Below are 13,523 nucleotides of genomic sequence, written 5' to 3'. Positions count from 1 at the left end.
AGGCCTCAGTTCTTTTTCAAATAAGGAAAGGCGTCGAGATCGGTGCCAAGTCCTTTGGCGCGCGCGTTGGCATAGATCACCGCGGCAAGCGCGATATCCTGGATGCCCGTGCCAACGGATTTGAACAGCGTGATCTCGTCATCGTTCGTCCGGCCGGTCACCAGCCCCGAGGCAAGGGCGTGCAATTCATGCACCTTTGTCCGGTCAAGCGACGGGGCGGCGACGACGGCATCACCCGCCTCGCCGAAGACGCCCGCATCGGTATCGACTGCGATCCGCGCGCTGCGCCCGAACACGGCGACATCGATCTCGCGTTGGTCGCGCCGCGCCGTGCCGACCGAATTGACATGCATTCCGGGCTTCAGCCATTCGCCGAGCAGAACGGGTTCGCGCGATTTGACGGCGGCAAGAACAAGCTCGGCACCTTCGATCGCCTCTTGTGCGCTTGCGACGGCCTTGATCTCCATACCATGGCGCGCGCGGAAATCCTCGGCGAGCGCATTGCGATTGGCTTCGGTCGGGCTGAAGACCGTCGCGGAGCAAACCCTCCCCGCCGCCTGCATCGCCTCGAGTTGTGCCCGGGCCTCGACGCCGGACCCGAGCAAAGCGACATGAAACTGACCGGGGCGCGCCATCAGCCGCGTTGCGACCGCGCTTGTCGCACCGGTGCGCAATGTCGTGAGATATTGCGCATCCATGATCGCGAGCAATTCGCCACTTTCGACCGAATAGAGATGAACCTGATAGCGAAGCCCGATGCCGGGCACCAGGTTCATCGCCTTGAACCCCATCCAGCCCGAGGTAGGCATGGCGACCGGACCGACGCGCAGCCAGCCCTTGCCAACGCTCATATTCGTCCGTTGCGGCAGGATCACCGCACCATCCGCTTCCTCGCGGAACGCGGCCTCCATCGCAGAAATCGCCTCCGTCATAGTGACGGAGGCGATAACGTCCTCGTGGCAAAGGAGCAAAGTCACGGGACGTCAATCCGGGTTGCGGCTGCGGTAAAAATCGGCGGGGCTTTCATCGGCGATATCGAAGCCCGACTTCACGAGCCCCTCGCGTACCTGACGCATCTGTGCGTCGGTCAGCTTCATCGCCGGCTGGCGGATGCGGCCGCCATTATAGCCCTGCAGCCAGCCCTGATATTTCCAAAGGTAGCGGTGGATGAAATTGCCGCCGACGACCGTGGCCTGCACCGCGACGCGCGCCTGGCGCGCCGGGTTGATCCGCCAATAAATTTCCATCGCCTTTTCATATTCGCCCTTCAGCAGAAGGTCGAAATATTGCGGCACGGCGCTGCCCCAATATTCGTAATTGCTGGTCCCCATCCACTGCATGCCGAACATTTCGACGGTCAGCGGCGAATGCGCCTCGAGCGGGTCGGAGAAGAGAATGTTCTTGTCGCGAAGTAGCTTCCAGACCTCAAGGTCGCCTGCGATGCCGGGTCGTCCGACCTCGTATTTCACCGCCACCACGTTCTCGATATCAGCGGCGCGCACGAGGACATTCGGCGGATAGCCGCTCGTATGCAGCCGCCCGAGGTTCATCTGCGATGTGACGAATAGCGAGACTGCCAGATCGGTGTGTGCGGAGACTTTGGCGATATGCGCGTAAAGCTCGTCTTCCGTCTCCGGGTAAAATGAATTCGGATGACCGAGCAAAAGCCCCGAAGCGCCCAGTTCCTCGCCGGCCTTGGCCGCTTCGATGATTTCCTCGCGCGTGTCGAACGTGCCATGCACCAGAAGGTGATGGCGGCCCTTGGCCTCGTCGATCGCGATCTCCATGAAGCGGCGATATTCGTCGAAGGTCGTGCCGCATTCGGAGACAAGCAGCGCGCCCCAGAAGCCAAGCTCAATATTGCGCCGGACGTCGTGACGGATGCCGGCCTCGTTCAGCGTCTTAAGATCGGACGTGAAGCTCGGCATGACGACGTTGCACGCGCCGCGCCAGTTCTCCTTCGCCCATGCTTTGGCCTCGGAACGCGAATAGCTCATGAAAATCTCCGCCCGTATTGTCAGACGATTATTGTCTGACAATTTTTGTCTGTCAACCGAAGCGAGCCCTGAGCCGACCTGCTTTGGTTGTTTATCGTCCGACAAAAATCTTGCATGGCGGGCACGGAATGCTATCGCGATGAAGGCTCAAACGAGTCGCGCGGCGATCATCGGCCGCGTTGAGATAGTGGAGGCAGACGCATGCCCCATAAGGACGCCTACGTGGACGGATATATCGACGGCTCTGCCTTTGGAGGTGGCTCGGCGACGCCTTCGGTCGCGGAGCAGCTCGTCCGCAAGCTACGCATTGCGGTGCTTCGTGGTGACCTGCGTCCCGGGCAAAAGCTCAAGGAAATCGAACTCTGTGAACAATATGATGTAAGCCGCGCGACGCTGCGCGAAGGCTTCCGCATTCTCGAGTCCGAACGTCTTTTCGAATTGATTCCAAATCGTGGCGCCTTTGTCGCGCGGCTCGGCATCAAGGAAATCGAGGAGATTCATGATATCTGGGCGATGCTGACGGGCGAAGCCGTTTACCGTTTCGCCGAACGCTGCAACGCCCAGGACTTGAAAGAGCTTGAGACATGCGTCGGCAAGCTACGGCGCGGCATCGAAGCCGGACAGCCACTGGCGCAGATGGAAGCAACCAACCGGTTTTTCAATTTTATTCACTCACGAAGTCAAAACCGGATGCGGCACGAAATGATCATCGGTCTGGTCTCGCGCCTGATGTTCCTGCGCGCGCAATCGCTGCTCAATCAAGGCTGGAGTCTCCTCTACGCCGAGGAGATCGAGGCAATCGTCGCCGCGGCACGCAACAAAAGCCCCAACGATGCGCGGTTCGCCGTCAAGCGGCACATCGCCTCCGTCTGCGCCGCGGCGAAACAGATCATCCTCATCGCGGAGCGTAAGAAGCCGGCGATCGAAGATGCAGCCAAGCCGGAAAGGGCCGTCCAAATCGTGCAGCGCGCCAAGCCGCCCGTACACAAGCCACAAACGCAGCGCGCTAAAGGGCGAGCGTCCGCAACACGCGCGAGCACCAGCGCTTAGCCTGATCGTCCATGAACTCCGGGCCGGAGGCATCATGCACCTCCCGCTCGCCAATGATCAGCGCACCTTTCGCAATCAGCCGCTCTTCAACCAGACCGCTCCCCCGACCGAAGGTCGGGCCGTAATTCTTGTCGCCGAGGCCGAATATGGCGAACCGTTTCCCCGCGACGGGAACGTCTCCGGCGTCGAGCGCCGCAACAAAACACTTTGCCATCGCAGGGACCTCGCCGTCGCCATAGGTTGAAATCAAAAGCAGCAAAAGATCGGCGTTTCCGACCGCTGTGCTGAAATTGGTAAGGCTCGCCGTGGAGACATGATGATGACTTGCGAGTTCATCACGCAGATCGTCGGCAAGCGTCTCGGCGTTTCCGGTTTCCGTGGCGAATAAAATCGAAATTTTCATCATTCGGCGTCAAGCAGCTGAGACGCGGCGGCCAGCGTCATCATGGAGGTCAAATCGCTGATTTTCTGGCGGACAAGGTCGGCGGTTCGCGCGCTTTCCTCCACATCGCGGATCCGCAACCACCCGGCATAATCGACATGCCGTACCTGCCGTTCGGCCAGCAAAGCCAATGCGCCTTCCCCGCCGTTGCGGCCGCCGGGTAGGATTTCCCCCCGCATAATCTGGGCTGCGATCGACTCAGTGACAGCGCGAGCATCGAGGCGATTTTCCACAATAGTGCCGCGCGGACCGCGGCCAAACCAGCCGGTCGTGAAAACGCGCGGCAGCCTGAACGACTCGACTGCGCCCCCCGCCCCGCGCGGTAAGTGCATGGGAATATTTTCATCCGGCGCGAAGCCGATGGCGGTGACGACAGAATCGGCGGGGATGCGTTGCAGAACGCCGCCGGCGTCGAAGCGAACACCCGTCACGTGGCCAGTGCCTTCGATCGCCATGGTCACGAGATTGAAGCGGAAACGCAGCCTGCACGGCGCAGTCTCGTGCCCATGGCCGTCAATGGCTTGGAGAGCTGCGATATTGGCCGCAGCACGAGAATCCTCTGGCTCAAATGTCACCTGCCCTTGCGCTGGCCAGTCGACGGAAATTCGTATTGCGCCAAGCGACGCCAATTGCTTGAGCATTGCCGGATCGAACCGCGCGCTCCCCGGCCCTCCCCGGCCAACGATCTCGACATCGCGAACGCCTTCGTTCAGTAGATATGCGATGCGATCGGAATGCAGGTCCGAGCCGGATAATTCCTGCGGTGTCTTCAATAGTAGCCGCGCAATGTCGAGAGCGACATTGCCGTTGCCAATGATGACAACGCGCGCGCCAAGCTGCGGGCAGAAAACAGCCTCGTCCGGGTGGCTATTGAGCCAGCGGGTGAGCGGCCCCGCGCGCAAAACACCCGGAAGTGATTCCCCTTCGATGCCAAGCCGGCGGTCGCCCGCAAGACCCGCGGCCAGCAACGCAACATCGTAGAACTCCGTCAGTTCCTCGACCGTGATGTCGCGTCCGACGTGAACATTGCCAAAGAAGCGGATGCCCTCGCGCTCGAATAGCCGCTCGAATTGACGCGTAACAGCTTTGACGCCCTGATGATCCGCCGCCACGCCATATCTGATAAGCCCGAAAGGAACCGGCAGACGGTCGAAAACATCGATAGCCGCGTCGGCCACAAGCCGGCGCAAATTCTGCGCGGCAAACAGGCCGGACGGCCCAGCACCGACAATGGCGATATGCGGCACGCGAGGACGGCTTTCAGACCCCATGATCTCGATACCTGCGGTCAGACTTCGCGCCCTTCCCAATGAACGGCCGACGCGTTCGCTCAATAAATTGCCATTTTGTCAGACAATGTCAAACGCCCGACTCGCTATGTTGTCCGCGAAATATGCGGCCCCGCTTCGCCGCATCGCTGCCATGAGGCTTTGCGGCATCGCCTCGCCGGACGATAATTTTGCGCCGCGCATCCACACGCGTCCGTAAATTTCGAGGCCTGTAACATCCGTGCGCCGGCCGAACGCCGTGCCGTTCGCCCAAAATCCGCCGAGGCATTCTGTGTCCTGCAACGTCAACGCGGAGTCGAATGTGGCACCGTCAAAGGAGAGATTGGCGAGACAAACCATTCTGTCGAGAAAGGCAGCGTCGGCAAAAACAGCGTGGTCGAAAGCTGCAATCCCCCTGTATTCCACGCCTGAAAAATTGGCTTCGCCCGTGAAAACGGCAGAGTCGAAACGCGCGTCGCTGCAAAAAATTGCAGAGGAGAAATCCACTGAACTTTTGAAGATCGCGCCACGCAACCACGCTAAACCGGTAAAGACGGCGTCCCGTGCTAGGACTGGTGCGGCGAAAATGGCGCGAGAAAGATCGACGTTTCCTATTTGGCGGCCGGACAGATCGACCGGCTCTTCAAATACCGTTCCCGCGAGGTCTCGCACCTCGCCCCGTGCTGTCGGGGTCAGCAACGCAGCTATCAAATCTTCCGTCATCCCGCTCGTCCCCGCTTGGCGTATTTGTTACCCGCTTGACAGTTTTGTATAAGGCCGCTCATTATTGTCTGACAATATGGGGCGTTAAAAATGACATCCTCCGCGCTGCAGGACGTACATGCTCGTCTGGCTAAACAAGCTCTTGCCCGACCGTTGACGCCTCTCGAAGAGGCGCTCGCAGACACGCTCGAGGCGACATTCAAAACCATCGGCCACGATATGGACGAAGCCGTGCGCGTGCTCGGCGCAAAAAGCGTGGCGCGGCCCTCCGGCTCCCCCGGCCCCTGGTCGCTCGATGTACTGGAATCCGAACTCGCCGCGATCAACGCATCGCTCGACGCGGCTTATCTCGCGCGCGGCCCGGTCGAGCCCGACCAAAGCTGACGAACATAAGGGTCGGCTTGCCGCATCTGGAAGTCGAAGACGCAAAGGGACGGACATGGCTGAGCCCGATTTCAAACAACGCGTTGAGGAGCGCCTCAATCAAGGCCTGCTCGGACAATGGTATGTCGTCGCCAAAAGCGCCGATGTTCCAATCGGCAAGACGCTGCCGATAAAGGTATTAGGCCGGCGTCTGGTTCTGTGGCGCGGCTCGGATGGCGTTCACTGCCTAGAAGATTACTGCCCACACCGTGGCGCGCGCCTCTCACGCGGCGAAGTCCTCGGCACGCAAATCGCCTGCCGCTACCACGGCGTCTCGCTCGACGGCGACGGCCGCATTATTCAGGTGCCGGCCATGCCGGAATGTTCGCTCGAAGGGCGCAAGGCGGCCAGGAGCTTCGTCGTGCGCGAAGCTTGCGACGCGATCTTCGCTTATTTCCCGAGTCTGGAGAAACCCGAGCCGGATGAACTCGAACTGCCCTACGAATTGGAAAGCGACGACTACGAACGCTTCCTCGTGACGGCACCTTGGGCCTGCAATTATCGTTACGCGGTCGACAATATCGCGGACCCGATGCACGGCTGCTATCTGCATGCAGGCACGTTCACTTTGGCCTATGGCGCCAAGCAGGATTTGATGCAGATCGAGGAGACGGAAGACGGGTTCATCATCGGCCGCGTCGGTCAGCGTGGCACGAATTTCGACTGGACCGAAGTCGTGACCGATAAGTCGGCGTTCTATTGCCGGCTCGATATTCCCTATCCGCAGGCTGGCGGTCCCGGAGGGCCCATGCGGATTCTCACTTTCCTGACGCCGGTCGACGAAAATAATTGCCGTATATTCTTCTGGCGCACGCGCAAGGTGTCTGGCGTCGCGCGCGAAGCTTGGCGCTTTCTCTACCGGGCAAAATTCGAACCACGGCACTGGTATGTGCTTGAGCAGGACCGCGAGATGCTCTCCGACATGCCCGCGGATGCGCGGAAGCGTGAAATGCTCTATCAGCACGACATCGGCGTTTCGCGCCTGCGCAAGATTCTTCTCAGTCGCGCCAAGGCACAGATCGAACATGAGGATCGCGCCGCCCTGCAAGCCGCCGGCTGATTGGAATAATTAGATGCTGAACGGAAAGACCGTTGTCGTCACCGGAGCCGCGCGTGGCCTCGGACGGGACATTGCCATCGCTTGCGGCCGCCATGGCGCAACGCTGATCCTCGGCGATATTCTTGAGAAGCAAGGACTGGAAACGGCAGCGCGCCTGACGGCGGATGGCGTAGCGACACGATTTATCCCCGTCGATCTTGGCGATCCAGAGTCCATTGCTTCATTCGGCCGTGACATCGCGGCGAATGAAGGCACGGTTCATGGACTCGTGAACAATGCCGCAATCGCCACCAATGTCGGCGGCGCGAAACTCGAAGATATCGATATCGAGCTTTGGGATCGCGTCATGCGCGTCAACGTGCGCGGCACATGGCTGATGACGCGCGCTCTGTCTCCCCTCCTGCCGGAAGGTGCACGGATCGTCAACATGGCGAGCGACACAGCCTTGTGGGGACCGCCACGGCTGCTTGCTTATGTTACAAGCAAGGGCGCGGTGATTTCCATGACGCGCTCGATGGCGCGTGAATTCGGTCCGCGTGGCATCGGCGTGGTGGCGCTCGCGCCGGGCATTATGAAAAATGAGGCAACCGACTATGTGCCGGCCGAACGGCACCGGGAATATGAGACGCGGCGTGCCGTTCCCGGCCCGCAGTTTCCCGAAGATATCGTCGATATCGTTGCTTTCATGCTGACGCCGCATGCGCTGCCGCTGACGGGGCAAGTCATCGCTACGGACGCCGGCTTCACCTTCAACTGACCCGCGCAGTTTCTGACTCATATCCGAACGTCAGTGGGACCTCTCTGGTTTCCCGTGCCCCGCGAATAATTCCTGTTGCCGGCACGACAAACCAAAGTCATATTGTCTGACAATTAGGCGAAAAGCACAGGCTTTGGGCGCGGCTTTTCCAGTTATTAAAAGGCAGATACGCGCCCCTCATCCGATTGCTCTCTTCGCGTAGATACTTGGCCAGAACGGCACTGCGATTGCATTGTCTGACAAAATGAGAATGCCAAGGTGACGAAGGGGGATATCAAATGTCGGTTTCGGCTGATCAAGTGTTTTCGAAAGTGTTGAAGCGGCTTGTCCCCTTCATCATGCTGCTTTTCTTCATCAGCCTGCTCGACCGCGCGAATATCAGCTACGCGGCCTTGCAGATGAACAAAGATCTCGGGCTCGGGCCCAGCGCCTACGGCTTTGCCGCGGGTATTTTCTTCGTCGGCTATTTCCTCTTCGAGATCCCGAGCAATATCGCGCTCGCCAAAATCGGAGCTCGGAAATGGCTTGGCCGCATCATGATCACCTGGGGCCTCGTCGCCATCGCCATGGCCTGGGTTTCAGGCGGGGCTTCGCTTTATTCGCTGCGCTTCCTGCTCGGCGTCGCTGAAGCCGGGTTGCTGCCGGGCGTGATGTTCTATCTCGCACGTTGGATTCCCGGCCGCGCGCGGGGCACCACGCTCTCTGTCCTTATGGCGACGACAGCAATCGCCTATGTCATCGGCGCGCCGCTCTCGACCTGGCTGATGTCGTTCAACGGCGTGCTGGGGCTGAAGGGATGGCAATTGATGTTCGTCGTCGAAGGTATCCCTGCCGTCATCTTCGGTCTCGTGACGCTTGCGACGCTGCCAGAGACACCCTCCGAAGCGAAATGGCTGACCGGCCCTGAGCGAGACACTTTGAACAACGCTATCGCGCGGGAAAGCGACGCGAAACAGGCGCACGGTCCCTCCTCCATGTGGCAAGGTTTAACCGATCGCCGCATTCTACTTGCGTCGGTTTTCACTTTCTTCTGCATTTGCGTCAACTTCGGAACGGTCTTCTGGCTACCGCAAATCATCAAGAGCTTTGGCCATATTTCGAATATGGAGGTCGGGCTTCTCTCGGCAATTCCCTACGCGCTTGGCGGCGTGGGAATGATCATCTGGGGGCGGCATTCCGATCAAACGGGCGAGCGTCGCTGGCATCTCTTTGCTGGCGCGGCGTTGGCTGCCGTAGGCTATACGGCGGCGGCCTTTGCGCCCGAACCTGTCTATGCCTTTATTGCGATCTGTATCGCGGCAATCGGCATCTGGAGCACGTTCGGCCTGATCTGGGCCTATGCAGGCGATCTCGTGGCCGGCCCTGCTGCGGCGACCGGATTTGCGATCATCAATAGCATCGGCAGCGCCGGCGGCTTCGTGGGGCCGTTCTTGATCGGCTGGGTGCGCACGCATACGCATGGGTTTTCGGGAAGTCTGCTGACGCTCGCGGCCTTCGGCGCCTTCACGGCCGTTTTCGCTTTGATGCTGAAAGGGCGGCCGATTCCGATACCGAGAGAAACGCTGGTTACAACCGCCGATCCAATACTGACCGCAGAGTGAGGGGACGCAAAAGCTGATTCGCCGACGGCAATCTCTTCGCCATATCCCGCAGCGTCGGGCGATGGCTTTCTACGATCTGGTTGATCGTGCGGAAGGGTTGCGCTCAACGATCTGCCGCCAAGAACATTGGGCGCGAGGCGGCCGCGATGATCGCGAGCATGATGACGAACGAGAAATTGATCCGAAAGAGGACGGCTCGGCGATCTTGGCGGGCTCGCCAAGCGGACGGGGCGTGAACTAAAATGTCCGCCTAGTGATGGAGTGTGATTTGTTTGAGCGTGCGAGATTCCGCACGATATTATATCAAGTCCTCGATGTCCTCGACGCCAGCGCTTTCAAGCGCGAGCCCATGACGCCTGGCGACGTCAGCATCAAGTTTCAGACGTGGCCATTTCGGCAGGCAACCTTGCGCCCGGCAAGGCGGCATCACGTCGCCGGATCGATTGAATGGTATTTCAGCTCGAACGGTCGCTTCCGCCATTTTCCGTGTCCGTAGCCTAGCATATCGATCCGCAGCGCAGAGCAGATAACTTTATGTGCATCATGCAATTTGCCGTCGAAAAACATAAAGCCCAGGATCGCCTGCTTATCGTATGCTCACCGTTGATCGACGCGGTATTGCAAACTGTCCCGCCAATGCCCATACACTTTCGGTGTCATCGGCAAATCGACGAATATCTGCGACGTCGATGTTTTGTCGAAGTCATTCGGCTGACTGAGGCCCCCTCCAGGCGAATATGTGCCAATGATCGTGCCGTCGGCCATGACAGCCTCGGCTGGCTCACATCCCCCTCGGTTTCTCGAAACCAGATAAAGTCGGACATCAAACTTCATTGGGTCGTCACGAAGCGAAGGCGGGCTGTATTATACCAGCGGCCCGAGGGGATGACTCGGGTGGGGATTCCCAAGGGTGCGAAATTCTGATTCGATCGGCGACGGTGGAATTGGAGGCGTGTGATGGCTGGGATTGCAGTGACTCGTCTGGATTTGTCAGCGTCTGAGCTGCGGCAGGCGTCAGCGCGATCGAAGAACGCGGCGGCCGCACGGCGGATGCTGGCGCTGGCGCTGGTGATGGAAGGGGCGGATCGAACGACAGCAGCGCGCAATTGTGGGATGGATCGGCAGACGCTGCGCGATTGGGTTCATCGGTATAATTCGGACGGACTTGCCGGCCTGGAAAACAAGATCCCGCCGGGCCGCTCATCGAGGCTGACGGCTGAGCAGAAGCAAGGCTTGATCGCGTTGGTGGAGGCGGGTCCGCAGGCCGGCAAAGACAAAGTCGTGCGGTGGCGGCGCGCTGATTTGCGGGATCGGCTTAAGCAGGATTTCGGGCTCGTCTTGCACGAACGCACGGTTGGAAAGCTTCTCGACGCACTTGGCTATCGCCGGCTTTCGGTACGTCCATTCAACCCCAAGGCGGACCCGGCCGCGCAGGAGGTTTTTAAAAAGAGTTCGCAGCCAATGTAGCCGCGGCTTTACCCGAACACGCGCGCGGTAAGCCGATCGAGATCTGGATGCAGGACGAAGCGCGGGTCGGACAACAAGGCACACTGACGCGGGTCTGGGCAAAGCGCGGCAGCCGTCCGCCTGCACCACGCGATCAGCGCAGGATCTGGGCCTATATCCTGGGTGCGGCGTGTCCGGCGAAGCGAGAGGCGGTGGGCGTGGTGCTGCCCTTTCTCAACGCTCGGTCTGTCTCGGTCCACCTCGATCTTATTGGTCGCAAAGTTGCGGACGACGCCCACGCGGTCCTGGTTCTCGACGGGGCCGGATTTCACATCGCAAAAGATTTGAATGTTCCGGCAAATATGACGCTGATGAAGCTTCCAGCCTATTCGCCCGAATTGAACCCGATTGAAAATGTCTGGGAATATCTGCGCGGCAACAAGCTTTCGAATACGGTGTACGAAACCTACGACGAGAGCGTATCTACGTGCTGCGACGCCTGGAACTTCTTTGCCAACGATCACGAACGGGTGGCCTCGATAACCACCCGGTCATGGGCAACGGTCAAAACCTAGGGCCGTTGGTAATAGGCGGAGGAACCAGGATCGCTAAGGGGACTTCGGAAGCTCCAGAAATGGCTATGGGCGATGCGCATAAATCTATTGTGGTCCACGACGCTCCGGACCATTGTGTTGCCCAGGTATTGGACAGGCCACGGCGCAAAGTCAACTAAGTTCTTGATTTTATTGGCGCGCCCAAGGGGAATCGAACCCCTGTTTTTGCCGTGAAAGGGCAACGTCCTAGACCGCTAGACGATGGGCGCGTGCGGGCCGAAGCACGGACGGGCGAGGTATAGAGAGCGTCGCCCGCGCTGGCAAGCCGAGAGACGGCGCCTGGCAATTTTATGCACTTCGGTCGCCCGGTTCGACCGGAGCGATGTCGAGCAGCCGAACTTCCATCCGCTCGCGGCCGTTCCAGCGGTTGCAAACGAGGCTTCCCGCGAGATGCAGCGGCTGCCCGCGCGCGGCAACGAGCGCCAGGCCAAGCGGCTCCTGCGCCGCGCGGAAAAGAATGCCGCCGATCTCCGCGCCGTCGGCCGACCTAGCCCGCCAGCGCAGATGCCCCTCTCCGACCGGCGTCACATCGGTCAACCGGTGCGCTGGAAAGACGAAGACGGGTTCTGGATTGCCGGCGCCAAATGGGCCGGCTTTTTCGAGCACGAGATGAAGTTCGAGGCTGGCGCCCGCGGCGCTCAGCGAGCCATCGACCAACAAGGCCTCGGCGGCGAGCGCGGCCGCGACCTTTCTTTCAAGCTCGGATTCCAGAAAAGCCGTGAAAGCGGCGAGTTGTCCGCGCGTCAGCGTGATTCCCGCGGCCATGGCATGGCCGCCGCCTTTGACGAGGAGCCCAGCTTCGACCGCGGCGCGAACGATTTTGCCAAGATCGACTCCGGGGATCGAGCGGCCGGAGCCGGTGCCTGTCTCGCCCTCGAAGGTGATAGCGAAGGCTGGGCGGGAGAATCGCTCCCTAAGCCGCGCCGCGACGAGACCGACGACGCCCGGATGCCAGCCATCGCCGGCCACGAGGACGGCCGCGCTCGCTTCGGTGCGTTCTGCCGCCGCGAGAGCCTCCGCGGTCGCGATTTCCAGCGTCGCCGTCTGCACGGTCTGCCGCTCGCGGTTCAGGCGGTTCAATGTCTCGGCGATGTCTCGCGCGGCGATGGAATCGCGGCTTGCAAGCAATTTCGCGCCAAGTGCAGCGTCGCCAATCCGGCCGCCCGCGTTGATGCGCGGCCCAATGAGGAAGCCGAGATGATGCGCCGAGGGCGGGCCGCCTGCGCCGGCAACATCGAATAGCGCCGCAAGCCCCAGCCGTTCGCGCCCGCGCATTAGGGCGAGCCCCTTCGTCACGAAAGCGCGGTTCAGGCCGGTCAAAGGCGCGACATCGGCGACTGTCGCGAGGGCGACAAGATCGAGACCCGTCAGCAGATCCGGCGCGGGACGTGCCGCACTCCAGAAATCCGCCTGCCGCAAAACGCGATTGACGGCGATCAGGGCGAGAAAGACGACACCCGCCGCGCAAAGCTGGCCAAGGCCGGAAAGATCGTCCTGCCGATTCGGATTGACGACGAGGGCATCCGGCAAATGTTCGGGCGCCTGATGATGATCGAGAACGACGACGTCGAGACCCAGACGCCGCGCTTCGGCAAGCGGTGCATGGCTCGTCGTGCCGCAATCGACGCAGACGAGAAGCGTAGCCCCCGCCCCGGCCAAGGCGGTGATGGCCTGGACATTGGGGCCGTAGCCCTCGAAAATCCGGTCTGGAATGTGGATCAGATGCGGCGTACCGGTCGCGGACAGGAAATCGTCGAGGAGGGCCGCAGACGCGGCGCCATCGACGTCATAATCGCCGAAGATGGCGATCGTCTCACCGGCCCTGATCGCCGCGCCGAGCCGCGCCGCCGCCGCATCCATATCGGCAAGACTGGAAGGATCAGGCAAGAGTTGGCGCAAAGTCGGGTCGAGATAGGCCAAAGTCTCATCAACGGCGATCCCCCGCCCCGCGAGCACCCGCGCCAGAAGGTCGGAGAGGCCATGATGCTGTATCATGGCCAACGCCTGCGCCTGCCCGGCTGCGTCGAGCCGCGCACGCCACGGCCGGCCAAGGGCCGAACGCGCGACGCCCAACAGGGGCCGATTCGGTGCAAAAGGGAGAGGTTGGCTCACGCCTCAATCTAACAGAGGCGCGCGCGCAGA

Annotated in this window: 13 protein-coding genes and 1 tRNA gene; 6 read left to right on the top strand and 8 right to left on the bottom strand. The window is 60.6% G+C overall.

Translation table 11 applies throughout. The features are described 5' to 3' along the window. Positions 1–5 precede the first annotated feature (5 nt). Together WDN02_RS11725 and WDN02_RS11720 are read right to left on the bottom strand one after the other, a co-directional pair. Positions 6–977, bottom strand: coding sequence for an ornithine cyclodeaminase family protein (locus WDN02_RS11725; RefSeq protein ID WP_337293664.1), 972 nt, complete (start codon positions 975–977; stop codon positions 6–8). A 6-nt stretch (positions 978–983) separates the two neighbouring features. Beyond that, entirely contained in the window at positions 984–1,997 is a 1,014-nt protein-coding gene (locus WDN02_RS11720; protein WP_337293663.1) for a dihydrodipicolinate synthase family protein, read from the bottom strand. A gap of 201 nt (positions 1,998–2,198) precedes the next feature. Here WDN02_RS11720 and WDN02_RS11715 point away from each other — a divergent pair, with 201 nt between their 5' ends. Beyond that, positions 2,199–3,047, top strand: coding sequence for a GntR family transcriptional regulator (locus WDN02_RS11715; RefSeq protein WP_337293662.1), 849 nt, complete (start codon positions 2,199–2,201; stop codon positions 3,045–3,047). Here WDN02_RS11715 and WDN02_RS11710 read toward each other — a convergent pair. The 3 genes from WDN02_RS11710 to WDN02_RS11700 are packed head-to-tail and all read right to left on the bottom strand — an operon-like array spanning position 3,004 to position 5,480. Continuing rightward, on the bottom strand, positions 3,004–3,453 hold the full coding sequence (locus WDN02_RS11710; RefSeq protein ID WP_337293661.1) for a flavodoxin family protein: 450 nt from the start codon (positions 3,451–3,453) through the stop codon (positions 3,004–3,006). The two genes, WDN02_RS11715 and WDN02_RS11710, sit on opposite strands and share 44 nt — an antisense overlap. Beyond that, positions 3,450–4,823, bottom strand: a complete 1,374-nt coding sequence (locus WDN02_RS11705; RefSeq protein WP_337293660.1) for an FAD-dependent oxidoreductase — start codon at positions 4,821–4,823, stop codon at positions 3,450–3,452. Before WDN02_RS11705 ends, WDN02_RS11710 begins: the two co-directional genes overlap by 4 nt. 15 nt (positions 4,824–4,838) lie before the next feature. Then, a complete protein-coding gene (locus WDN02_RS11700) occupies positions 4,839–5,480 on the bottom strand; it encodes a pentapeptide repeat-containing protein (protein ID WP_337293659.1) in 642 nt (213 codons plus the stop codon). A 90-nt stretch (positions 5,481–5,570) separates the two neighbouring features. On the opposite strand from WDN02_RS11700, the gene WDN02_RS11695 reads away from it, so the two are divergent. The 4 genes from WDN02_RS11695 (at position 5,571) to WDN02_RS11680 (ending at position 9,321) form a co-directional block, all read left to right on the top strand. Continuing rightward, on the top strand, positions 5,571–5,864 hold the full coding sequence (locus tag WDN02_RS11695; RefSeq protein ID WP_337293658.1) for a recombinase-like helix-turn-helix domain-containing protein: 294 nt from the start codon (positions 5,571–5,573) through the stop codon (positions 5,862–5,864). Positions 5,865–5,919: 55 nt separating this feature from the next. After that, complete coding sequence (locus WDN02_RS11690; RefSeq protein WP_337293657.1) at positions 5,920–6,963, top strand: aromatic ring-hydroxylating dioxygenase subunit alpha; 1,044 nt, start codon at positions 5,920–5,922, stop codon at positions 6,961–6,963. A 13-nt stretch (positions 6,964–6,976) separates the two neighbouring features. Then, positions 6,977–7,720 carry an SDR family oxidoreductase gene (locus WDN02_RS11685; protein ID WP_337293656.1) on the top strand — a complete coding sequence of 248 codons (744 nt, stop codon included), beginning with the start codon at positions 6,977–6,979 and terminating at the stop codon, positions 7,718–7,720. A gap of 278 nt (positions 7,721–7,998) precedes the next feature. Further along, a complete protein-coding gene (locus tag WDN02_RS11680) occupies positions 7,999–9,321 on the top strand; it encodes an MFS transporter (protein ID WP_337293655.1) in 1,323 nt (440 codons plus the stop codon). A gap of 597 nt (positions 9,322–9,918) precedes the next feature. Here the strand turns inward: WDN02_RS11680 and WDN02_RS11675 are convergent. After that, positions 9,919–10,086, bottom strand: a complete 168-nt coding sequence (locus tag WDN02_RS11675) for a hypothetical protein (RefSeq protein WP_337293654.1) — start codon at positions 10,084–10,086, stop codon at positions 9,919–9,921. A 192-nt stretch (positions 10,087–10,278) separates the two neighbouring features. Between WDN02_RS11675 and WDN02_RS11670 the strand changes: the two genes are divergently transcribed. Further along, a protein-coding gene (locus WDN02_RS11670; RefSeq protein WP_337292399.1) for an IS630 family transposase occupies positions 10,279–11,342 on the top strand; the annotation gives its coding sequence in 2 pieces (ribosomal slippage) (positions 10,279–10,771 and positions 10,771–11,342; 1,065 coding nt in all). Between the two features lie 172 nt (positions 11,343–11,514). Here the strand turns inward: WDN02_RS11670 and WDN02_RS11665 are convergent. Together WDN02_RS11665 and recJ are read right to left on the bottom strand one after the other, a co-directional pair. Further along, positions 11,515–11,590, bottom strand: a tRNA-Glu gene (locus tag WDN02_RS11665). A gap of 79 nt (positions 11,591–11,669) precedes the next feature. Beyond that, complete coding sequence (recJ, locus tag WDN02_RS11660) at positions 11,670–13,493, bottom strand: single-stranded-DNA-specific exonuclease RecJ (RefSeq protein ID WP_337293653.1); 1,824 nt, start codon at positions 13,491–13,493, stop codon at positions 11,670–11,672. Positions 13,494–13,523: the final 30 nt, after the last annotated feature.

The organism is Methylovirgula sp. (assembly GCF_037200945.1).
GTDB lineage: Bacteria > Pseudomonadota > Alphaproteobacteria > Rhizobiales > Beijerinckiaceae > Methylovirgula.
Note: the sequence above shows the minus strand (reverse complement) of the source record. Positions and strands in the feature narration are given on the sequence as shown.